At 67.9% G+C, this 21,790-nt stretch carries 23 protein-coding genes; 11 read left to right on the top strand and 12 right to left on the bottom strand.

The annotated features are described in order from the left end of the window. The first annotated feature begins 186 nt into the window (after positions 1-186). Together ACO07J_RS13630 and ACO07J_RS13625 are read left to right on the top strand one after the other, a co-directional pair. The gene (locus tag ACO07J_RS13630; protein ID WP_422029861.1) at positions 187-672 is read left to right on the top strand and encodes a VOC family protein; all 486 of its coding nucleotides are present in this window, start codon (positions 187-189) and stop codon (positions 670-672) included. Between the two features lie 109 nt (positions 673-781). Next, positions 782-1,813: an agmatine deiminase family protein gene (locus ACO07J_RS13625; protein WP_422029859.1), complete on the top strand. Its 1,032-nt coding sequence runs from the start codon at positions 782-784 to the stop codon at positions 1,811-1,813. A gap of 39 nt (positions 1,814-1,852) precedes the next feature. On the opposite strand, the gene map is transcribed toward ACO07J_RS13625, so the two are convergent. From map to ACO07J_RS13610, 3 genes are all read right to left on the bottom strand, one after another. Continuing rightward, positions 1,853-2,602, bottom strand: a complete 750-nt coding sequence (gene map / locus ACO07J_RS13620; RefSeq protein WP_422029857.1) for a type I methionyl aminopeptidase — start codon at positions 2,600-2,602, stop codon at positions 1,853-1,855. Positions 2,603-2,641: 39 nt separating this feature from the next. After that, positions 2,642-2,944 carry a DnaJ family domain-containing protein gene (locus tag ACO07J_RS13615; RefSeq protein WP_422029855.1) on the bottom strand — a complete coding sequence of 101 codons (303 nt, stop codon included), beginning with the start codon at positions 2,942-2,944 and terminating at the stop codon, positions 2,642-2,644. Positions 2,945-3,029: 85 nt separating this feature from the next. Next, positions 3,030-3,953 carry an endonuclease/exonuclease/phosphatase family protein gene (locus ACO07J_RS13610; protein ID WP_422029853.1) on the bottom strand — a complete coding sequence of 308 codons (924 nt, stop codon included), beginning with the start codon at positions 3,951-3,953 and terminating at the stop codon, positions 3,030-3,032. Between the two features lie 159 nt (positions 3,954-4,112). Here ACO07J_RS13610 and ACO07J_RS13605 point away from each other — a divergent pair, with 159 nt between their 5' ends. Together ACO07J_RS13605 and ACO07J_RS13600 are read left to right on the top strand one after the other, a co-directional pair. Then, positions 4,113-4,976: a branched-chain amino acid aminotransferase gene (locus ACO07J_RS13605; protein WP_422029851.1), complete on the top strand. Its 864-nt coding sequence runs from the start codon at positions 4,113-4,115 to the stop codon at positions 4,974-4,976. Positions 4,977-4,981: 5 nt separating this feature from the next. Next, positions 4,982-7,015: an FAD-dependent oxidoreductase gene (locus tag ACO07J_RS13600; RefSeq protein ID WP_422029849.1), complete on the top strand. Its 2,034-nt coding sequence runs from the start codon at positions 4,982-4,984 to the stop codon at positions 7,013-7,015. 64 nt (positions 7,016-7,079) lie between these two features. Here the strand turns inward: ACO07J_RS13600 and ACO07J_RS13595 are convergent, their stop codons facing one another. Continuing rightward, positions 7,080-7,730, bottom strand: a complete 651-nt coding sequence (locus ACO07J_RS13595) for a hypothetical protein (RefSeq protein ID WP_422029847.1) — start codon at positions 7,728-7,730, stop codon at positions 7,080-7,082. A gap of 248 nt (positions 7,731-7,978) precedes the next feature. On the opposite strand from ACO07J_RS13595, the gene ACO07J_RS13590 reads away from it, so the two are divergent. Next, positions 7,979-10,006, top strand: a complete 2,028-nt coding sequence (locus tag ACO07J_RS13590; protein ID WP_422029845.1) for an FAD-dependent oxidoreductase — start codon at positions 7,979-7,981, stop codon at positions 10,004-10,006. Between the two features lie 9 nt (positions 10,007-10,015). Here the strand turns inward: ACO07J_RS13590 and ACO07J_RS13585 are convergent, their stop codons facing one another. Further along, positions 10,016-10,459, bottom strand: a complete 444-nt coding sequence (locus ACO07J_RS13585) for a DUF4399 domain-containing protein (protein ID WP_422029843.1) — start codon at positions 10,457-10,459, stop codon at positions 10,016-10,018. Between the two features lie 193 nt (positions 10,460-10,652). On the opposite strand from ACO07J_RS13585, the gene ACO07J_RS13580 reads away from it, so the two are divergent. Both ACO07J_RS13580 and ACO07J_RS13575 read left to right on the top strand, forming a co-directional pair. Then, positions 10,653-11,558: a LysR family transcriptional regulator gene (locus tag ACO07J_RS13580; protein ID WP_422029841.1), complete on the top strand. Its 906-nt coding sequence runs from the start codon at positions 10,653-10,655 to the stop codon at positions 11,556-11,558. 177 nt (positions 11,559-11,735) lie between these two features. Next, positions 11,736-12,275, top strand: coding sequence for an NADPH-dependent FMN reductase (locus ACO07J_RS13575; RefSeq protein ID WP_422029839.1), 540 nt, complete (start codon positions 11,736-11,738; stop codon positions 12,273-12,275). Here the strand turns inward: ACO07J_RS13575 and amrS are convergent. Continuing rightward, positions 12,272-13,339 (bottom strand): AmmeMemoRadiSam system radical SAM enzyme, encoded by a 1,068-nt coding sequence (gene amrS, locus ACO07J_RS13570; RefSeq protein ID WP_422029837.1) that lies wholly within the window; start codon positions 13,337-13,339, stop codon positions 12,272-12,274. The two genes, ACO07J_RS13575 and amrS, sit on opposite strands and share 4 nt — an antisense overlap. 96 nt (positions 13,340-13,435) lie before the next feature. On the opposite strand from amrS, the gene amrA reads away from it, so the two are divergent. Beyond that, entirely contained in the window at positions 13,436-14,773 is a 1,338-nt protein-coding gene (gene amrA, locus ACO07J_RS13565; RefSeq protein WP_422029835.1) for an AmmeMemoRadiSam system protein A, read from the top strand. Here amrA and ACO07J_RS13560 read toward each other — a convergent pair. After that, on the bottom strand, positions 14,764-15,162 hold the full coding sequence (locus tag ACO07J_RS13560) for a VOC family protein (RefSeq protein WP_422029833.1): 399 nt from the start codon (positions 15,160-15,162) through the stop codon (positions 14,764-14,766). The genes amrA and ACO07J_RS13560 overlap by 10 nt on opposite strands. A gap of 46 nt (positions 15,163-15,208) precedes the next feature. Here ACO07J_RS13560 and ACO07J_RS13555 point away from each other — a divergent pair, with 46 nt between their 5' ends. Further along, positions 15,209-16,000, top strand: a complete 792-nt coding sequence (locus ACO07J_RS13555) for an FAS1-like dehydratase domain-containing protein (protein WP_422029831.1) — start codon at positions 15,209-15,211, stop codon at positions 15,998-16,000. Positions 16,001-16,006: 6 nt separating this feature from the next. On the opposite strand, the gene ACO07J_RS13550 is transcribed toward ACO07J_RS13555, so the two are convergent. The 5 genes from ACO07J_RS13550 to ACO07J_RS13530 all read right to left on the bottom strand — a co-directional run bounded on the left by ACO07J_RS13550 (position 16,007) and on the right by ACO07J_RS13530 (position 20,088). Then, complete coding sequence (locus ACO07J_RS13550) at positions 16,007-17,137, bottom strand: iron-containing alcohol dehydrogenase (protein WP_422029829.1); 1,131 nt, start codon at positions 17,135-17,137, stop codon at positions 16,007-16,009. Positions 17,138-17,194: 57 nt separating this feature from the next. Continuing rightward, positions 17,195-17,680 carry a hypothetical protein gene (locus tag ACO07J_RS13545; protein WP_422029827.1) on the bottom strand — a complete coding sequence of 162 codons (486 nt, stop codon included), beginning with the start codon at positions 17,678-17,680 and terminating at the stop codon, positions 17,195-17,197. Continuing rightward, positions 17,677-18,342 carry a helix-turn-helix domain-containing protein gene (locus tag ACO07J_RS13540; RefSeq protein ID WP_422029825.1) on the bottom strand — a complete coding sequence of 222 codons (666 nt, stop codon included), beginning with the start codon at positions 18,340-18,342 and terminating at the stop codon, positions 17,677-17,679. Before ACO07J_RS13540 ends, ACO07J_RS13545 begins: the two co-directional genes overlap by 4 nt. Positions 18,343-18,442: 100 nt before the next feature. After that, on the bottom strand, positions 18,443-19,039 hold the full coding sequence (locus ACO07J_RS13535; RefSeq protein WP_422029823.1) for a thermonuclease family protein: 597 nt from the start codon (positions 19,037-19,039) through the stop codon (positions 18,443-18,445). A gap of 11 nt (positions 19,040-19,050) precedes the next feature. Further along, a complete protein-coding gene (locus ACO07J_RS13530; protein ID WP_422029821.1) occupies positions 19,051-20,088 on the bottom strand; it encodes an NAD(P)/FAD-dependent oxidoreductase in 1,038 nt (345 codons plus the stop codon). 84 nt (positions 20,089-20,172) lie between these two features. Between ACO07J_RS13530 and mnmD the strand changes: the two genes are divergently transcribed. Beyond that, the gene (mnmD, locus tag ACO07J_RS13525) at positions 20,173-20,850 is read left to right on the top strand and encodes a tRNA (5-methylaminomethyl-2-thiouridine)(34)-methyltransferase MnmD (RefSeq protein WP_422029819.1); all 678 of its coding nucleotides are present in this window, start codon (positions 20,173-20,175) and stop codon (positions 20,848-20,850) included. Between the two features lie 10 nt (positions 20,851-20,860). After that, positions 20,861-21,730 (top strand): DMT family transporter, encoded by an 870-nt coding sequence (locus ACO07J_RS13520; protein ID WP_422029817.1) that lies wholly within the window; start codon positions 20,861-20,863, stop codon positions 21,728-21,730. Positions 21,731-21,790: the final 60 nt, after the last annotated feature.

The raw sequence follows: 21,790 nt of genomic DNA, 5'->3' as shown, positions 1-21,790 counted from the left end.
GAAATTGCCGTCTTCGGTCCGCCGCAGCCTAGCACGCCGCCGCCCGCCATGCTGCCTTTTCTCCGCCCACAGGCCGGAACACCGTTCCGTGCAACCATGCACAGACACGGATCGTATTCCGGCAATTGCGCGCTCCTCGTGCCCGCACATATTGTCTGACAAGCACGAAAGGAAAGGCCCCACCCCATGACAGCCCCCGTCCACTCCGCCGCCCGCATCGGCCATGTCCACCTCAAGGTCGCCGACCTCGAACGCGCCATCGGCTTCTATTCCGGCGTCCTCGGCTTCGAGGTGCAACAGCGCTTCGGCCGCTCCGCCGCGTTCCTCTCGGCCGGCGGCTATCATCACCATATCGGCCTGAACACCTGGGAGAGCGCAGGCGCCACGCCCCCGCCGCCGGGCCATACCGGCCTCTACCACACCGCCTTTCTCTACCCCGACCGGGCGCAGTTGGGCGACGCGCTCCGCCGCGTGGTGGCCGCAGGCATCCCGCTGACCGGCGCCGCCGATCACGGCGTGAGCGAGGCCATCTACCTCGACGACCCCGACGGCAACGGCGTCGAGCTCTACCGCGACCGGCCCGAGGCGGAATGGCCCCGCGACGCGCAAGGCAACCTCGCCATGACCAACGCCCCGCTCGACCTCGAGGCGCTGCTGGCCGAGGCGCCCTGACCCCCGCCGTCCTGTGACACCGGACGGGCGCCCTGGCCCCCTCACCGCCATGGCCAAGCCCGCGATCTCCGGCTACCCTTGCCCGATGACCGGCCAGGACCAGGACACCATGACCAACCGACAAACCCCGCGTGCCGCGGGCTTCACCATGCCCGCAGAATGGGCGCCCCACGCCCGCACCTGGATGATGTGGCCCTGCCGCGCCGAGGTGTGGGCCGACATGGACGCCACCCGCCGCAACTATGCCGACGTGGCCCACGCCATCCGCGAGTTCGAACCGGTCACCATGCTCGTGAGGCCGCAGGACGAAGCCGGCGCCCGCGCCCTTCTCGGCGCCGACATCGACCTCCTGCCCCACCCGATCGACGACAGCTGGGCCCGCGACGCCGGCCCCTGCTTCCTCACCGACGCGACAGGCCAACGCGCCGGTACCAGCTTCCGCTTCAACGCATGGGGCGGCAAATACACGCCTTACGACGGCGACGACAGCGCCTCCGACGCCATCCTCTCCGCCGCCGGCGTCCGCGCCTTCACCTCGCAACTCATCGCCGAGGGCGGCGGCATCACCACCGATGGCGAAGGCACCATCATCACCACGCGCAGCTGCTTTCCCAACGCCAACCGCAACCCCGGCTGGACGCTCGAGCAGATCGAAACCGAACTGAAGGAGATGCTGGGCGCCGAAAAGGTCATCTGGCTCCCCGGCAACGTGGAAGAAACCGAAACCGACGGCCATGTCGACGGCATCGCCATGTTCCTCGCCCCCGGCCTGCTGATGGTGCAGGGCAACGACCGCCCCGACCACCACTGGCGCCACATCCACGCCGCCAACCTCGCCACCCTCGACGGCCAGACCGACGCAAAGGGCCGACCCCTCAAACTCGTCCACTGCCCCGACGCCTTCGATTACGACACCGACAGCGACAATTTCTGCGATTCCTACGTGAACGCCTATATCTGCAACGGCGCCGTCATCGTCCCGCAATACAACCTGCCCGAAGACGGGCGGGTCCGCGAACTCTTCGAGGAACACCTGCCCAACCACCGCGTCCGCATGGTCGATATCACCACGCTCGCCACCGGCGGCGGCGGCATCCACTGCATCACCCAGCAGGAACCCGCAACGCCCCGAAATCTTTGAAAGATTTCGTTCCGCATTCTTTTCAAGAATGCGCCCCCGTCACCCCGGCAGTGTCACCACCACGGCCCCGCGCTCCGTCGCCACCACCGTGTGCTCATACTGAACCGCCAGCGCCGCGGGCTCGGCATACAGCGTCCAGCCGTCGCCGCGTTCCTCGGCCCACAGCCCGCCGGTCGACAGGAACGGCTCCACCGTGAACACCAGACCCTTGTCGATCCGCCGCCGCTCTCCCTTCACCGCCCATGTGGGGATCGTCTCGGGATACTCGTGCAACGACCGCCCCACGCCGTGGCTCGCAAGGTTGCGGATCAGCGTATAGCCCCGCTTCAAGGAAAACGCCTCGATCGCCCGCCCGATCCCCGCCAGCGGCTGGCCCGCGCCCACCTGCGCGATGCCGATCTGCATCGCCCGCCTCCCGTCGCGGCACAGCCGGTCGAGCGACGCCGCCACCGGTTTCACCCGGAAGGTCGCGCCGGTATCGGCGAAATACCCGTCCTTCGAGGCCGAGACGTCGATATTCACAAGGTCCCCCGCCGCGATCACCCGCGCGCCGGGGATGCCGTGGGCGATCTCCTCGTTCACGCTGATGCAGGTGGCGCCGGGAAAGCCATAGACCGCCTCCGGCGCGGGCTCGGCGCCGTGGGCGTCGAGATACTCGCGCCCGATCAAATCCAGCTCCGCCGTGGTCATGCCCGGCTCCATCGCCTTCGCCATGACCTGCATGGTGTTGGCGACGATCCGGCCGATGACCCGCAGGCCGTCCAGCTCGTCTTCATGGGTAATGGTCATGGCCCGGCCCCCCGTCGCATTGCCGAAATCCCGGGCCGCTCACCCGTAACGCGTCCACGTCTCCATCTCGACCGCCCTGCGCATCTCCAGCCCGGAAATCTCGGTCTGGATCGCCCGCCGCTCCTCCGGATCACTCGCCGCCGCCAGCCGCGCCCGCGCCGCTTCGATCTTCCGCCGCAGCTCGGAAAACGGCGTCATCGCCCCGCTCTCGGCATAGACATGCGCGAACGGGTCGGCATTCAGGCTGCTCTCGGCAATCGGCTTGCCGGCGCCGGGCAGATCGTCGAGATCGCCATTCTCCTGCGCCCGCCGAAAGGCGTTCTCGATGAGTGCGTTGAACATGGTCTGCAACCTTTTTTCGCGCGGCTCACACGGAAGGTAGGCACCCGCCGCACCCCGCTCAACCCCCTGCGACGCTTCGCGCGCCTCACCCGCCGCGGCCCAGCCGGAAATCCGTCCACAGCGGGTAATGGTCCGACGGCCAGACACCGTTCACCTGCCGGTTCCCCGTCCCCGTCCGCCCCAGCGGCACGGCCCGGGCGCCATGCAGCACGTGGTCGATCGCCCCGAACAGGTGCAGCCCCTTGTTGAAATGGAACGTCGCCCCCCGCTGCGGCGCCCGCCGGAAACCGCCCTCGTAGAACACCTTCAGCGCCCGCGAATTCCGCCGCGCGTTGAAATCCCCCGCCACCAGCACCGCATCGCCGCGCGCCTTCGCCACCTCCGCCATCTCCCGCACCCGCGCAGCCGAGCGCAGCCGCTGGCTCGTGTCGATGAAATGCAGGTGCACGTTGAACACCGTCAGCGCCGCCCCGCTCTCCCGGTGCTCGAACCGCGCCCAGGTCACCGCGTCCGGATAGCCGGCAATCGCCCGGATCGAGCGGAACCGCGCATCCGGCCGCGAGAAGAAGGCGAACCCGTCATCCAGCAGCCGGAACGCCTCCGGCCGGTAGAAGATCGGCTGCCCCACCGCCACCCCGCGGCCAAAATCCGTGGCGGCCGCGCGATACTCCGGCAGCGCCGCCAGCAGCCACGCCTCCCACACATCCGCCCCGGCGCCCTGCCCGCGCGTCTCCAGCTCCTGGAAGGCGACGATATCCGCCCCGATCTGCCGCACCTGCGCCATCAGGGGCCCGCGCCGCGCCTGCCATTCCGACAGGCCCCACTCCTCGCCCGCCCCGGCATCGAGGTCGAGGTAATGCACGTTATAGGTCGCCACCCGGAAATCGGCCCGGCCCGGCTTCGCGCCCGCCACCTGCGGCGGCGCCCCGGCACAGCCCGCCAGCCACGCAAGCCCGAGCACGGCCAGCCACCAACCAAGGCCCGCCCGGCCCCTCGCCACTCGTCCCATCTCTCACCCTTCGCGCGCCCGGCCTGCCGCCGGTGCCTCACCATAGCCAATACCCGCGGGCCGGCCAATCCGTCACCCCCAATTCCGCGCCCCGCCCCCACTGGACGCCACCGCCCGCCCGGCCTAACCTGCGCCCGAATACCGAGGGAGGGCAGCGCCATGCCGACAGGCACCAACATCAAGACCTATTTCAACGGAACCTGGCACGACGCCGATATCGCCGTGATGAACGCCGCCGATCACGGCATGTGGCTGGGCTCCAACGTGTTCGACGGGGCGCGCTTCGCCCACGGCCTCACCCCCGATCTCGACAAGCACTGCGCCCGGGTCAACGCCTCCGCCCGCGCCCTCATGGTCACCCCCACCGTCACGGCCGAGGAGATGGTCGAGATCGTCCGCGAAGGGCTCAGGATGTACCCCAAGGACGCCGCCGTCTACATCCGCCCGATGTACTGGGCCATCGACGGCGGCATCGCCGCCATCGTGCCCAAGGACGACAGCCGCACCGGCTTCGCCATCTCGCTCGAGGAGATCCCGATGGCCGCCCCCGACGCCTCCGCCACCCTCACCCGCACCCGCTTCCGCCGCCCGGTGCTCGAGGATGCGGTGGTCAACGCCAAGGCCGCCTGCCTCTACCCCAACAACGCCCGCATGCTGGCCGAGGCCCGCGACAAGGGCTTCGCCAACGCGCTGGTCGCCGACGCCCTCGGCAACGTCGCCGAAGCGGCCACCGCGAACGTCTTTGCCGTCAAGGATGGCGAGGTCTTCACCCCGGTGCCCAACGGCACGTTCCTCTCGGGCATCACCCGCGCGCGGCACATCACCAACCTGCGCGCCGATGGCGTCACCGTCCACGAAACCGTCATGTCGTTCCAGGATTTCCACGACGCCGACGAGGTCTTCCTCTCCGGCAACATGATGAAGGTCACCCCCATCACCGCCTTCGACGACACCAGCTACCAGGTCGGCCCGGTCACCCGCCGCGTGCGCGACATGTACTGGGACTGGGCAGCCTCGGCCTGACATCCATGAGCACCGATCCCCTCCTCCAGCCCTACACGCTCAAGCACCTGACGCTGAAGAACCGGCTGATGGTCTCCAGCCACGAGCCCGCCTATACCGAGGACGGGATGCCCAAGGACCGCTACCGCGCCTACCACGTGGAACGGGCGAAGGGCGGGCTGGCCCTCACCATGACGGCCGGCTCGGCGGTGGTCTCCCCCGACAGCCCCCCGGCCTTCGGCAACATCCTCGCCTATGACGACGCCGTCGTGGGCTGGATGCGGAAACTCACCGACGAATGCCACGATCACGGCTGCGCGGTGATGATCCAGCTCACCCATCTCGGCCGCCGCGCCCGCTGGGACACCGGCGACTGGCTCCCCACCATCGGCGCCGGCCCCTCCCGCGAACCGGCCCACCGCGCCTTCCCGAAAGTGGCCGAGGACTGGGATATCGCCCGCATCGTCGAGGATTACGCCGACGCCACCGAACGCATGAAGGCCGCCGGCCTCGATGGCGTCGAATACGAATGCTACGGCCACCTGCCGGATCAGTTCCTCAGCCCGCTCACCAACGCCCTCACCGGCCCCTATGGCGGCGACTTCGACAACCGCCTGCGCTTCGCCACCGAGGTGCTCACCGCCTGCCGCAAGCGCGTGGGTGACGATTTCATCCTCGGCATCCGCTACGTCGCCGACGAAAGCGAACCCGGCGGCATCCCGGTCGAGGAAGGCGTCACCTTCGCCCGCCGCCTCAAGGACGCGGGCCTCATCGACTTCATCAACATCATCAAGGGCCGCATCCACACCGACGCCGCGCTGGCCGACGTCATCCCCGTGCAGGGCATGCGCTCCGCGCCTCACCTGGATTTCGCCGGCCGCATCCGGCACGAGGTCGGCCTGCCGGCCTTCCACGCCGCCAAGATCGCCGACGTCGCCACCGCCCGCCACGCGGTCGCCACTGGTCAGCTCGACATGGTCGGCATGACCCGCGCCCACATGGCCGACCCGCATATCGTTCGCAAGATCACCGAGAACCGCGAAGACGACATCAGGCCCTGCGTCGGCGCGACCTACTGCCTCGGCCGCGCCTATTACGGCGAGGCCGCGCTCTGCGTCCACAACCCGTCCACGGGCCGGGAAACCTTCCTCCCGCACGAGATCGCCAAGACCGACGCGCCGAAAACCATCGCCATCGTCGGCGCCGGCCCCGGGGGCTTGGAAGCCGCCCGCGTCGCCGCCGAACGCGGCCATACCGTTACCGTCTTCGAAGCCGCCGACCAGCCCGGCGGACAGGTCCGCCTCACCGCCCAGACCAAAAGCCGCGCCGACATGATCGGCGTGATCGACTGGCGCGTCGCCCAATGCGAGAAGCTGGGCGTCACCTTCCGCTACAACACCTATGCCGAGGCCGACGACATCCTCGCCCTCTCCCCCGATATCGTCGTCCTCGCCACCGGCGGGATTGCCAACACCGATATCGTGAAACACGGGCAAGACCTCGCGGTCACCGCATGGGATATCCTCTCCGGCGACGCGAAGCCCGGCGAGAACGTCCTGATCTACGACGAGGTCGGCGACTACGCCGCGCTTCAGGCCGCCGAAAAGCTCGCCGATGCCGGCGCGACGGTCGAGGTCGTCAGCCCGTACCAGGGTGCCTCGGTCGACGTCTCCGGCATCACCTTCGTCCCCTTCATCCGCAAGCTGCAGCACAAGGACGTGACCTTCACCGTCACATGGCGCCTCACCGCCATCGCCCGCGACGGCAACCGCCTCAAGGCCACGCTCGGCTCCGACTATTCCGACGCCACCCGGCACCGCTCCGTCGACCAGATCGTCGTCAACCACGGCATCACGCCGATGGACGAGCTCTATTTCGAACTGAAGCCCCTGTCCGAAAACCTCGGCGCCGTCGACTACGACGCGCTGGTCGCGGGCAAACCCCAAACCCTCACCGGCGGCCCGTCAGGCTTCCGCCTCTTCCGCATCGGCGACGCCGTCGCTTCCCGCAACACCCACGCCGCGATCTACGACGCCCTCCGCCTGATGAAGGACGCCTGACACCGGATCACGGCCCTCCCTCCATCGCGAGGCAGCCCGCAAGAGCTGACGAGCACTGCCCGCCTCACTCCTGTCCCGGCCGGCGCAATCTCCACGCTTCCATCATCGCCGCGACCCCGGCCTCCTCCTCTGGCAGCGCAGCCCGAAACGCCTCCCCCAGCGCCAGCCACGCCTCCGTGCGCGGCGACCACTCGCGCAAGGCGCAGTAGCGACCCTCGCGTATGATCTCCACAACCCAATTCGCCCCGTCAAACCCGATCGCGGGCAAATCGAACATGCAAGGATCGAGTGCGCTGGCGGCCTTCACGATAGTCCCGAACCGGTCCTGCCCAACCACGACCTTGCGCAGGTCGCTAACCTCCACCTGTAGAGTTTCCGGGTTCGAAAAATGACCGACCTTCCGGGAAACCGAAATGCCCTCGCTCCCCTGCTCAGCCCGGAACACGAAGACGGGACCGCCCGTCGGAATGACAGTCAGGCGCACAATGACCTCCTCACCCCTGGCGGCCAAATTCGTCAGAACTGGTTCCTCCATCTCATGCAGAAAGTAGGAGACGATGCGCGCGTCCGATGCGTCCAGTGTGCCGTCCGGAAAATAGCGCACGTCCCACACCATGTAGCTGTCCGCCTGGCGCCGGAACGCCGCGTCATCGTCCTCCGCCCACAGGATGCCGGGGAAGATCGCAAGCAGGACCATCAGGCAGTACTTGAACATGGGCAAACCTCCGCAACACGCCGGTGTCAGGCAAGCACAGATCGCGCGCCGCGTCACCCGAACTAATCTTCCTCATGCCGGGCACCGCCACCCGTTAACCTTTCCCCGCACCGACGCAATACCGACAAAATACCGACGTTATACCGACGTTGGGATCGGCCCCTTCCCCCCATTCTTTAACGCAGCGTTCCGGGGTGACATTCTGCCCGCCCCGCGCCATGTTGGCCCCGACACACGGGAGGCCGTACATGACCCAATATCCCCACCTTCTCGCCCCGCTCGACCTCGGGCACGTGACCCTGAAAAACCGTGTCCTGATGGGTTCGATGCATACCGGGCTGGAAGAGACGAAAGACTGGAACCGCGTCGCCGAATTCTACGCCACCCGCGCCCGCGGCGGCGTCGGCCTGATGGTCACCGGCGGCATGGCTCCCAACCGCGAAGGCGGGGTTTTCCCAGGCGCCGCAGGGCTTTACACCGAAGAGGACATCGCCAACCACCGCATCGTCACCGACCGCGTGCACGACGCGGGCGGCCTCATCGCCATGCAGATCCTGCACGCCGGCCGCTACGCCTATGGCAAGGAATGCGTGGCCCCCTCGCCGGTCAAGTCCCCCATCTCCCCCTTCCCCCCGAACGAGCTCGACGAAGAGGGGATCGAGAAGCAGATCGCCGACATCGTCACCGCCGCCACCCGCGCCCGTCAGGCAGGCTACGACGGGGTCGAGATCATGGGCTCCGAGGGCTACCTCATCAACCAGTTCCTCGTCCGCCACACCAACAAACGCGAAGACCGCTGGGGCGGCCCCTACGGGAACCGGATGCGCCTCGCCATCGAGGTCGTGCGCCGCGTCCGTGAGGCCGTCGGCCCCGATTTTATCCTTATTTATCGGCTCTCCATGATCGACCTCGTCCCCAATGGCTCCACCTTTGACGAGGTGGTCCAACTGGCGCAGGAAGTGGAAAAAGCCGGCGCATCGATCATCAATACCGGCATCGGCTGGCACGAGGCGCGCATCCCCACCATCGCCACCTCCGTCCCCCGCGCGGCCTTCACCTGGGTCACGAAAAAGCTGATGGGCAAGGTCGGCATCCCGGTCATCACCTCCAACCGCATCAACACGCCGGAAGTCGCCGAAGACGTCCTCGCCGGCGGCGCCGCCGACATGGTCAGCATGGCGCGTCCCTTCCTCGCCGACCCGGATTTCGTGCAGAAGGCCATGGATGGCAAGGCCGCCACCATCGCCCCCTGCATCGCCTGTAACCAGGCCTGCCTCGACCACACGTTCAGCGGCAAGATCTCCACCTGCCTCGTCAATCCCCGCGCCTGCCACGAGACCGAGCTGCCCATCGAACCGGCCAGCCAACCCAAGTCCATCGCCGTCGTCGGCGCCGGCCCCGCCGGGCTTTCGACCGCCATCACCGCCGCCCAGCGCGGCCACAAAGTCACCCTATTCGACCGCGACGACCGGATCGGCGGCCAGCTCAACATGGCCCGCGAAATCCCCGGCAAGGAAGAATTCCACGGCTTCGTCCACTGGTACCAGACCATGGTCGAAGAGCTTGGCATCACCGTCAAACTCGGCGCCGAGGCCACGGCCGACGCGCTCGACGGTTTCGACGAGACGATCATCGCCACCGGCGTCATCCCCCGCGACCCGCAGATCCCCGGGCAGGATCGCGACAACGTGCTCAGCTATATCGACGTCCTGCGCGGCAAGGCGCCCGTGGGCCAGCGCGTCGCCATCGTGGGCGCCGGCGGCATCGGCTTCGACGTCGCCGAATTCCTCGTCCATGACGGCGAAAGCCCCACTGAGAACCTCGCCGAATGGAAAGAGGAATGGGGCGTCGGCGACCCGGCCGAGACCCGCGGCGGCCTCGCCCCCGAGGGCCCGCAGCCCGACCCCGCCGCGCGCAAGGTCACGCTCCTGCAGCGCAAGTCCGAGCGTCCGGGCAAGCGGCTGGGCAAGACCACCGGCTGGATCCACCGCGCCTCGCTCCGGATGAAGGATGTCGAGATGGTCGCGGGCGTCAATTACGAACGCATCGACGACAAGGGCCTGCACATCACCTTCGGCGAGGCCCGCGAGAACCCCACCCTGATCGAGGCCGACACCATCGTCCTCTGCGCCGGCCAGCTCAGCCAGCGCACCCTGGCCGACGCGCTGGAAGAGAAAGGCCGCAAGGTCCACGTGATCGGCGGCGCCGATGTCGCCGCCGAACTCGATGCCAAGCGCGCCATAGACCAGGGCACGCGGCTGTCCGCCACGCTCTGACCGGGCGGCCTATTCGACCGTGATCGTGATCTGCTCCGAGGTCACGGGCGGGTCATGCGGCACGTGGTTCTGGTCCCCCAGAACCAGTTGCAGCGTATGCTCGCCCGGCGCCAGCTCCAGCGTCACCTCGGTCTGCCCGCCCCCGAAATGCACGTGGTTGTCGTCGGCGTAAAGACCGCTCTCCGACATCTCCGCGTCCTCCGGCCCGTCGCCAAAGGGCGGCCGGTCGACAAGGATATGGTGGTGGCCGGTATTCTCCTTCTCGGTGCCCGCGGGGGCCACGCCCATGCCGCTCAGCCCGAAGATCACCGTCACCGGCGCCGCCACGGTCGCGCCGTCCTCGATATTGACGAAATACACCTCCGCCCCCTCGGGCGCCGGCGTGTCGCCGGCAAGTGCGGGGGCCGTTGCCAGCCCGACCGCCATCCCGACACTCAAAATCCAAGCCTTCATCGAATCCTCCCTGCTTGCCGTGCGGGCATCATAGCATGACGGTTCGATTTCCACAGACGGGAAACGCCTGTTTCCCTGTTTCCCCGTCACGAACGATGCTCAGGAAAACCTAGATATTGTCGGCCATGTGCCGCAGTTGTGCCCGATTTCGCCCGGATAAGGCTTCAAGGAAAAACGCACAGAGGTATCGAGTATGGATCGCCTTACCGAAATGGAGGCTTTCGCGACCGTCGTGGACCAGGGAGGGTTCACCGACGCGGCGCGCAAGATGGGGATTTCGAAATCCGCCGTATCGAAACATGTCTCGTCGCTCGAGGCACGTCTCGGCGCCCGCCTCCTGAACCGGACAACGCGGCGTGTCAGCCCCACGGAAATCGGCCTGGCCTATTACGACCGCGCCCTGCGCGTGCTTAACGATGCCGGAGAGGCCGACGCGCTGGTCAGCTCGATGCAGTCCGACCCCTCGGGCCTTCTGCGCATCTCGGTCGCCACGGATTTCGGCGTCAATCATCTGAGCCCGGTGCTCGGCCAGTTCCTCGAGGAATTCCCCGACATCACCGTCAACATGGTGCTCAACAACCGCTATGTCGAGCTGATCTCGGAAGGCTTCGACATGGCCATCCGCATCGGCGAGCTGGAAGACAGCACGCTCCGCGCCCGCAAGCTGACGGAAACCACCAAGCGGATGATCGCCAGCCCCGGCTATCTTGAAAAATACGGTCGCCCCGGCAAGATCGACGACCTGAACGAACACAAGCTCCTGCACTATTCCAGCCAGTCGAACGGCTCGGTCTGGAAGCTGACCGCCCCCTCGGGCGAAAAGCGGCAGGTGCGCACCGCCGGCGGTCTCTCGGTCAATGACGGCCAGTCGCTCTTGAACGCCGCGATCTCCGGCCTCGGCATCGCCTACCTGCCCAGTTTCCTCTACGCCAACGCCATGAAATCCGGCCAGGTCGTCGACGTGATCCCCGACCTGCCCTTCGAGACGCAAGGCATCTACGCGGTCTACCCGCCGGGCCGGTTCACCCAGCCCAAGGTGCGCGCCTTCATCGATTTCCTGGTCAACGCCTTCGCCGACAAGGGCCCGACCGACTGGTAAGCCCGGTTTCAACTTTACCCACCTGACAGCCTCGCCCCCGGTGCCCCGTGCATCCGGGGGCTTTTTTCCTTACCGCCTGCCGCCCCGTCACACAGGGATTGTGCGCCCCTGCCGGTTGCCTTCCGTGCGCTGAATGGCAAATTGGGGGACAACAGGACACCTAAAGGAAAGACCCTCATGGCCGACCCCAAGCTTCTCACCATTTCCGGCTCGCTTCGGAAGGGTTCCTACAACCGCAAGCTCCTGGCCGAGGCCGTCCGCGCCTTCGGCCCGGCCGAGGTGACCGAGGCCGACCTGAACCTGCCGCTCTACGACGGCGACCTCGAAGAGGCCGAGGGCGTGCCGGATAGCGTTCAGGCCCTGGTCGAGCAGATCAAGGCGGCCGACGCGGTGGTGATCTCCTCGCCCGAGTACAACAAGGGCATCAGCGGCGTACTCAAGAACGCCCTCGACTGGATCAGCCGCGTCCCGGGCAGCGCCTTCAAGAACAAGCCGACGGTGGTGATGTCGGCCAATGCCGGGCGCACCGGCGGCGAGACGGGGCAATACATGGTGCTGCACTGCCTCGTGCCGCACCAGGCCGACGTGCTGCCGGGGCCGACGCTCTGCGTTGCCACTGCCGGTGACGAGTTCGACGAGAACGACCGCCTGCTCAACGAACGCTATCTCAAGGTGCTGAACACCCGGATGACCGCCCTGCGCGAGCGCGTCTCCTAACCCTCGCGCATCAGCACAGGCTCCCGCCGGCGCCCCCAGCGGCCCGGCGGCCCCTCGATCACCCCCGGAAACGCCGTGCCGCAAGCCGTGCAGTGGCCGGTATCATCCAGCCGCCATTCCGACAGCTCGTACCAGTCGCGCCCGATCACCTTCTCCCCGCACCCGCTGCAATAGCTCGACTGCGCGGGCTCATGATGCACGTTGCCGATATAGACATGCCGCAGCCCGGCCGCCTGCGCCACCTGCCGCGCCCTGAGCAGCGTTTCCAGCGGCGTGCGCTGGTGGCTCAGCATCCGGTGATCGGGGTGGAAGGCGGTGAAATGCACCGGCACATCCGGCCCACAGCGCTCGGCGACCCACTGGCACATCTCCTCCAGCTCCGCCTGGCTGTCATTCTCGCCGGGGATCAGCAGCGTGGTCAGTTCCACCCAGCATCCGGTCTCCTGCACCGCGTACTCGATCGCCTCCAGCACCGGGCCGATATGGGCCCCGGTCAGCTTGCGATAGAACGCCTCCGAGAACCCCTTCAGGTCGATATTCGCCGCATCCATCGCCGGAAAGAACTCCGCCCGCGGCTCTTCACAGATGTAGCCGGCGGTCACCGCCACGCTGCGCACCCCCGCCTCGCGGCACGCCGCGGCGGTATCGAGCGCGTACTCGTGAAAGATCACCGGGTCATTGTAGGTGAACGCGACCGAGGCACAGCCCTTCTCCCGCGCCACCCTCGCAATCGCCTCCGGGCTGGCGCTATGCGCCAGGCTGTCGACCTCCCGGCTTTTCGAAATCTCGTGGTTCTGACAGAACTTGCAGGCCAGGTTGCATCCCGCCGTCCCGAAGGACAGCACCGGCGATCCGGGCAGGAAGTGGTTCAGCGGCTTCTTCTCGATCGGGTCGATGCAAAACCCCGTCGACCGCCCGTAGGTGTCCAGCACCATCCGGTCCCCCTCGCGCATCCGCACGAAACACATGCCGCGCTGCCCCTCCCGCAGGGTGCAATACCGCGGGCAGAGCGTGCATTTCAGCCGGCCATCCTCTTCCTCGGTCCAGTGGCGCGCGGGGTGCATGGGGTTGGTCTTTCCTTCCGTCGGTCCGGTTCATATGTAAGTCTCAAAGGGGCCAAGATGAACCGGCAGTCAGACATAACGGCGCGACACTCGGCTGTGGCCGGGCGCTTTTTCCCGGGCGAGGCGGACGAGTTGGCCCGCACCGTGGCCGACTGCCTGGCCCACGGCACCCCCGCCGCCTCCCCGCCGAAAGCGATCATCTCCCCCCATGCCGGCTACCCCTTCTCGGGCCGTCTCGCCGGCATGGCATGGCGCGCCACCGAAACCGCCCGCCCGGCCCGCATCGCCATCCTCTCCCCCTCGCACCAGCACGCCTTCACCGGCATCGCCCTGCCCTCGCAGGACCGCTACACCATGCCCGGCTTCGACGTGCCCCTCGACACCGCCGCCCGCGACCTGCTGATCTCCCGCGACCTCGCCCATGTCGAGAACGCCGCCCATGACCGCGAGCATGGCGTCGAAACGCAACTCCCCTTCCAGCACCAGGTGCATTCCGGCACGCCCGTTGTGCCATTGGTCATCGGCCGCGCGCCGGATGAACAGGTGGCGCAGGCCATCGACGCACTGGCGGCGATGGGCGACACGCTCTTCGTCCTCTCCAGCGATCTCAGCCATTTCCTCACCCTCCAGGGCGCCCGCAAACACGACGCCACCACCGCAAAGCTCATCGAAACCGCCAAGCCCCGCGACCTCACCGGCGCCCATGCCTGCGGCGCCGCCGCCATCCGCGGCTACCTGCTGTCGGATCACGGGCAGGGCAGCCGCCTCCTCCGCCTCGCCATGGCCAACAGCGCCGCCGTGACAAAGGACGAAACCCGCACCGTCGGCTACGGCGCCTGGGCGCTCTTCGGCGTGACCGACGATATCCTCCTCCCCGACCACCGCGCCGCCCTCCTGAAAGCCGCGCGCCAGGCCCTCACCTCCCGCATCACCAGGGGCAAGCCGCCCCATGTCGACACCGACAGCTTCGCCGCGCCCCTCCGCACCCACGCCGCCGCCTTCGTCACCCTGCAGAAAGACGGCCAACTCCGTGGCTGCATCGGCTCGCTCACCGCGCATCAACCGCTGATCGACGACGTCATCGAGAACACCCAGAAATCCGCCACCGAAGACCCGCGCTTCCCGCCCGTCACCGCCGAAGAGCTCGACCGCATCACCCTCAAGATCGCCGTCCTCTCCCCCTCCGAGCCGATGCCGGTCAAGGACGAGCCCGACCTCCTCGCCCGCCTGCACCCCGGCCGCGACGGCCTCATCCTGTCCGACAAGGGCCGCCGGGGCGTCTTCCTTCCAATGGTCTGGGACAGCCTGCCCGAACCGCAGGATTTCCTGACAGCTCTCAAGCAAAAGGCCGGCCTCCCCCGCGACCACTGGAGCGACACGCTCCATATCCGCCGCTTCTGCGCCGAAGGCTTCGCCGAGGCCGACTACCCCTGACGGTTCGACACCTCGATCAGGTTACCGTCCGGATCACGGATATACACCGACAGGATCGGCCCCGTCGCCCCCGTCCGCCGCACCGGCCCCTCGATCACCTCCACGCCCTGCGCCCCGAAATGCGCCACCCAGTCGGCCACCGGCGTCTCGCTCAGGAAACACAGGTCCGCACTGCCCGACTGCGGCCTCTCCGCCTTCGGCTCGAACTCCGCCCCCGCCTGGTGCAGGTTGATCTTCTGTGCCCCGAACGCCAGCGCCTTGCGCTCCGTGCCATCGGCGGGGCGGAAACTCACCACCTCCATCCCCAGCACCTCGCGATAGAAATCACAGGTGCGCCCAACGTCCCGCACCGTCAGGACAAGATGATCGAGTGCGGAAAGCTGCGGCATGGTCATCCCTGTTGTGGCGGTCGGAAATCCCCCCTAGCTTGCCCGCATGAGCGACCCCGTGCAAACCCTCACCGACATGATCGACCCGGCCCGCGCCCGGGCGATGCAGGCCACTCTCGGCCACCAGCCACAGATCGAACCGGGCGACCCGCTGCCGCCCTTCTTCCACCAGCTCTACTTCTGGGATCCCCAACCCCCCGCCGAGCTGGGCCGCGACGGGCACCCCAAAGTCGGCCGGGTGATCCCCGACATGGGCCTGCCCCGCCGCATGTGGGCCGGCGGGCAGTTGCAGTTCGAGTCGCCCCTGGTCGCCGGAACCCCCGCCCAACGCCTCACCCATGTCGAGAAAACCGCCCACAAGGACGGCCGCTCCGGCCCGCTGGGCTTCGTCACCATGCGGCACGAAATCTGGCAGAACGACCGGCTTTGCCTCACCGAATGGCAGGACATCGTCTACCGCGAAGACCCCAAGCCGGGCGCGAAACCCACCCCGCCCGAGGCCCCCACCGACGAGGATGTGGCCGAGCCCGCCGGCTTCGACGCCACCATGCTCTTCCGCTACTCGGCACTCACCTTCAACGGCCACCGGATCCATTACGACCTGCCCTATTCCACCGAGGTCGAAGGCTATGACGGCCTCGTCGTCCACGGCCCCCTGCTGGCCCAGCTCGCCATGCTGCTGGCCGAACGCCAGCTCGGCACCCTGACCCGCTTCGCCTTCCGCGCCACGGCGCCGCTGATGCATTTCGAGGCGGCAGAGATCTGCTGGAAATCCGATGGCACGGTCTGGGTGCGCGGGCCCGACGGGCGGCAATGCCTGACCGGCACCGCCGCCTGAAACGCGTCAGAAACTCGCCACCAGGATCTGCCGGAACGCCTCTGCCGTTATCTCCCGCGCGTTGGTGGGCGTGGAATGGTCGCGCATTGCCGCCTCGGCGATCCCGTCGATGATCCCCTCCTGCAGCCCCAGCGCCCCCAGCGTGGCCGGCAACCCGATCTCCGCCGTCAGCCCCTGAACCTCCGCGCCGATATCGGCACCCTCCGGCAGGCCCAGCGCATCCCGCAGCCGCGCGTATTTCTCCCGCGCCGCCTCCTCGTTATGCCTAAGACCCTCCGGCAGCAGGATCGCGTTCAGCGTCCCGTGATGCGGGTTCACCGACTTGACCGCCCCCAGCGGATGCGACAGCGAATGCACCGCGCCCAGCCCCTTCTGGAAGGTCAGCGCCCCCTGCAGCGAACACATCATCATCTCCCGCCGCGCGGCCCTGTCGCCGGGCTGTGCCACCGCCGTCCGGATATGGCCCCACCCGCGCACCAGCCCGTCAAGCGCGATGGCATCGGCAACCGGGTTGAACTTCGGGCTGAGGAAGGTCTCGATGCAATGGGTGATCGCATCTATCCCCGTCGCCGCGGTCAGGCCGGGCGGCAACCCGTAGGTCAGCTCCGGATCGCACAGCGCCCGCACCGGGATCAGGTAGGGGCTCAGCAGCCCCAGCTTGCGCCCGTCCGCCACCGTCAGCAACGCGGCCCGCCCCACTTCCGAGCCGGTGCCGGCGGTCGTCGGCACGGCAATCACCGGCGCGCAGCGGTCGGTGATCTTCGCCACCCCGCCCTCGATCGCGGCATATCCGGCAAGCGGCCCCTCATGCGTCACCCGAAGCGCCACCGCCTTGGCCAGGTCGATGGGCGACCCCCCGCCCACGGCCACGAGGCAATCACAACCATGCTCCCGGTACATCTCCGCCGCGGCCTCCGCCGCGCTTTCCGTGGGGTTCGACGGCGTGCCGTCGAAGACCGGCACCCCCGCCCCCAGCGAACCGGTGACCCTGTCCACCAGCCCGATCTCGACCAGCGGCGCGTCACTGATCACCAGCGGCCGGCTCAAAGACAGGCCCGCAAGCTCATCGGCCAGCAGGGCCGAGGCCCCCTCGCCAAACCGGATCGTCGTAAGGTACTGAATCGTCTCGACTGTCATCTTTGCCTGCCTGTCCTCGATAAGTTGCCCCGCCCGCCTTGGCGGGCAGGGAACAGATCACACATCCACCCGTTCGTCTTCAACCGCGTTGCGTTTCTCCATGTTGAACCGCCCGGCATAGATCGGCCGCTCGCCCGTGGTCGGCCCGGGGTACTGCACGATGAAGATATCGCCGCCCGTCTCGGTCTTGAACTTGCCCTCGTAATGCGGGTCCGGATGGAAGATCACGCTGCCCTCGCCGCACATCTCGCCGCCGATCTCGAACTCCCCCGTCAGGATATGCCAGACCTGCGCGAAGCCATGGTAATGCTCCGGGTGATAGGCGCCGGGCTCCAGCCGCAGGATACCGGCATTGGGGTTCGTCGGGTTCTCCGGCTCCGGGTGGAACGCCATTTTGCCCGTCTCTCCCGGCCAGCGGATGGTCTCCCATTCAAGGTCGTTCAGGTTGCGCACGATATAGGGCTGGTGGTCTTTCCGAGATGCCTCCCTGCTGACCTGCAGCTTGGCGTTGTTCTCGGCCGTATCAGGAATGGTCTTGCTCATGATGTCCTCCCGTTGGATGAGCTTTGTGGTCTTTCCTGCAAGGCGGCGCTTGAGGGGCGCCACCAGTCGAACTCCACGCGCGAGACGTCGGCGGCCGCCACGGTCATCAGGATCTGCGCGTCCGCCCCGCCCGCGCTGCGGGCCCGGTGCGGCTGCTGCGAGTCGATGAAGATGCTGTCGCCGGTGGAAAGGTGAAAGCTTTCCTCGCCCACCTCGAACAGCACCTCGCCACTGATGACGAAGCAATGCTCCTGCCCCGGATGCGAGACATAGGCCTCCATCCTGTCCGTCTCGGGCAGGACGAGGTGGAACACCTCCATCTCGTCCTTCGGGCTCCCGCCGCCGACCCGCTTCCACGAATAGCCGGTCGAGGGGATGAAGGCGAAATTGTCGGACCGCCGGTGAACCGACACCCGCGTCCGCGCCGGTGCCACGCCCAGCCCGTCGAACAGCGAGCCGATCTCGATATTCAGCGCGGCACAGATCTGCAGCAGGTTGGCGATCGAAGCCGAGGCGACGCCCCTCTCGAGCTTCGACAGGAAACTCTCGGTCAGCCCGCATTTCTCCGCCAGTGCCGACAGGGTCAGCTTCTCCGCCGTCCGCCCCGCCTTGATGCAGGCGCCGATCTGGGTATTCGCGTCTGACGCGTCTGGTCTGTCCATGGGTGTCCTGCCCGAATCTGGAATCACATGACAATTAATGTCACACAGGAACATTTCTCCTGTCCAGATCTATTTTCTCGACCCCTCGCGCCGGACAGCGTCAGTCACACCCGCCCGGCCGGAAGGACGGCAGAGTCTCCCCCGTCGCCCTGAAATTGTCCGACCCGGCCACATGCTGCCCGAACTGCCGCTTGCCCGTCACCCCGTCGCAGGTGCTGTAGGGCGCGCCCGCATCGCAGGCAAAGGCCTGCGACTGCGCCACGAACCGCCCCGACGCCCGCCCCGGATCGCACTCACCCTCGCGCGCCTCGGCCGCCCCGTATCCGGGCCGCAAATCCCGGGCCAGCACGTCCTCGCCCTCCGGCACCGGCGCCTCGCCCGTGCCCTCGCAATAGCCGCTGCGGATCAGCCCGGTGGCAAAATCACGGCCTTCCTTGCTGCAACTCGCCCGATCGCCCTCCACCCGGCATTCGATATACCCGCCCCGCAGGAAGGTGTTCAGCAGCGCCTTCGCCGCGCGGCCCGCCTCGGTCTCCGGATCGGGGCAGCTCACACCGCTCAGCCGGTAGGTCTCGCCATCCAGCCTCACCGCGTCGCCCGACACCGCCGCCCAGACCGTCGGCCCGCTCCCCTGCGCCATCCCGGCACCGGGCAGCGCAAGCGCAAGGCCAAGACAGATAACGCGGGAACGGAACATGCGACGCTCCTTCAAAGCGATGCCTCCGGACGGAACCCCTCCGGGATCCCGTCCTTCCCGTCCAATATAAGCGCCGCCATCACCTCCGCCACTTTCGGCGCCATCCCGAAGCCGATCTTGAACCCCCCGTTGGCAATGAACTCCCCCGGCCTCAACGGATGCGCCCCCAGCATCGGCGCCCGCGACTTCGCCCGCGGCCGCAGCCCGGCCCACCGCTCCACCACCCGTGCGCCATGCAGCACAGGCACCGCCCGCATCGCCCGCTCGATCACCTCGTCCAGCTTCTCGTCCGTCGACACCGGATCGTCATACTCCCGTTCCGAGGTCGACCCGATCGCCGTCGTCCCGTCCTCGTGCGGCACGATGTGAATCCCGTCGGCGAACAATTGCGGCGCATGCGGCGCGGCAAAATGCAAAAGCGCGCCCTGCCCCTTCACCCCGTTGCCCACGGCGCGCCCCGTCTCGCGCGACAGCTCCTCCAGCCCGGCCACCCCCGTGGCATGCACCACCTTTCCCCCGGCCACCCCCTCCTTCACCAGCCACGCGCCGCGCGCATGCAGCGCCGCCGCCAGCGCCTGGCAGGCCCGCCGCGGATGCATCCGCGCCGACAGCGTATCGCGGATCACGTAGCCCGTGGGCGACACCGGCGCCCAGCTGTCCCCGGGCGGCGCGATCACCTCCCACACCGCGGCATCGCCCCACACTTCCCGCGCCGTCTCCTCCCGCGCCCGTGCCATCTCCAGCCCGCGCTCATCCGCGATCGGCTGCAACCGCCCCAACCGGCCATACCCCGGCGAAATCCCCGAGGTTTTCGCCACATCCGCCCAGAACGCCCCGGCCATCAGCAGGCTCTCCAGCTGGAACGCCTTCTTGTCGTTCCAGTTCTCCGGCACATGCGGCGCCAGCGCCCCCACCACGCCTCCCGAGGCGCCCGCCCCCGGCCCGTGCGGGTCGATCACCTGCACCTGCGCGCCGGCCTTCGCACAGGCCCACGCGATCGACAGCCCGAAGATGCCCGCGCCCATCACCGTGACGTCCGGCCTTGCCATTTCCGCCGCTCCTTTGCAGTGTCGCCCCAAGTATCGCACGGGCGCCAACCGCTGTATATCCGCCCGGGCCATGAAAGGACGCCCGTGACCTCGCCACCGGAGCCCTCCACACCGCTCGACTGGCGCGACGACGTGCCGGTCTCGACGCGCTTCGACGACCCGTATTTCAGCCTCGAGAACGGGCTGGAGGAAACCCGCCACGTCTTCCTTTCCGGCAACGACCTGCCCGACCGCTTCCGCTTCGGCTTCCACGTGGCCGAACTGGGCTTCGGCACCGGCCTCAACCTGCTGGCCACCCTTCAGGCCTGGCGCGCCAGCGGGCAGGAGGGGATGCTGCGCTACACCAGCTTCGAGGCCTTCCCGATCACCCCCGAGGAGATGCGCCGCGCCCAGGGCGCCTTCCCCGAGCTCGCCCCCCTCGCCGCCGATCTCGCCCCGCATTGGGGCGCCGAATACATCACCCTGGCAGACCTCGATTTTCGCCTCGTCACCGGCGATGCCCGCACCACGCTCCCCCACTGGCAGCGCACCGCCGACGCATGGTTCCTCGACGGCTTCTCCCCGGCCCGGAACCCCGAGCTGTGGGAGGAACCGCTGATGCAACAGGTCTTCGCCCACACCTCCCCCGGCGGCACCGCGGCCACCTACACCGCCGCCGGCTTCGTCCGCCGCGGACTGCAATCCGCAGGGTTTGAAGTCACCCGCATTCCCGGCTATGGCCGGAAAAGGCACATGACCCGTGCCGTGAAACCCGCATCCTGAAAGCCCCTCCATGAGCGAACAGAACACCCGCGCCGGCATCCTGTTCATGGTCGCAACGACCTTTATCTTCGCGGCCCAGGACGGGCTCTCGCGCCACCTCGCGGCGGAATACAACGTCTACATGGTGGTGATGATCCGCTACTGGTTCTTCGCGGCCTTCGTCATTTCCGTGGCCAGCCGCAAGGCCGGCGGCCTGCGCGCGGCGGCGGCCAGCGCGGTGCCCTGGGTGCAGGGCTTCCGGGCGCTGCTGCTGGTGGCCGAGATCTGCGTCATGGTCTTCGGCTTCACCCTTCTGGGGCTGGTCGAAAGCCACGCGGTCTTCGCCTGCTACCCGCTGCTGATCGCGGCGCTCTCCGGCCCGGTGCTGGGCGAACGCGTGGGCTGGCGCCGCTGGGTCGCCATCGGCGTCGGGTTCCTGGGCATCCTGATCATCCTCGAACCCGGCTTCGGCGTCTTCCAGCCCGAGGCGGTCGTCCCCCTCATCGCCGCGCTGATGTTCGCCCTTTACGGCCTGCTCACCCGCTATGTCGGCCTGCGCGACAGCGCCGCCACCAGCTTCTTCTGGACCGGCACGGTCGGCATGGTCGCGATGACCGCCGTCGGCGCCTGGTTCTGGGAACCGATGACGGGCCCCGACTGGACCTGGATGATCCTGCTCTGCATCACCGGGGCGCTGGGGCATTACACGCTGATCAAGTGCTACGAACTGGCCGAGGCCAGCGCGGTCCAGCCCTTCGCCTATCTCCAGCTCGTCTTCGCCAGCATCCTCGGCATCCTCGTGTTCAACGAATCGGTGCGCATGAACGTGGCCCTCGGCACGGCGCTGATCGTGGCGGCGGGGCTCTTCACCCTCTGGCGCGAGCGCCGCTCCAAGGCCTGACGCCCCGCGCTCAGGCGAACCGCCCCTGGCAGAACCAGCCGGAGCTCAGCGCGGCGCCAT

The sequence above is a fragment of the Roseovarius sp. genome (assembly GCF_965228755.1).
In the GTDB taxonomy this organism is placed as follows: Bacteria; Pseudomonadota; Alphaproteobacteria; order Rhodobacterales; family Rhodobacteraceae; genus Roseovarius.
This window is presented reverse-complemented; position numbering and strand designations above follow the sequence as displayed.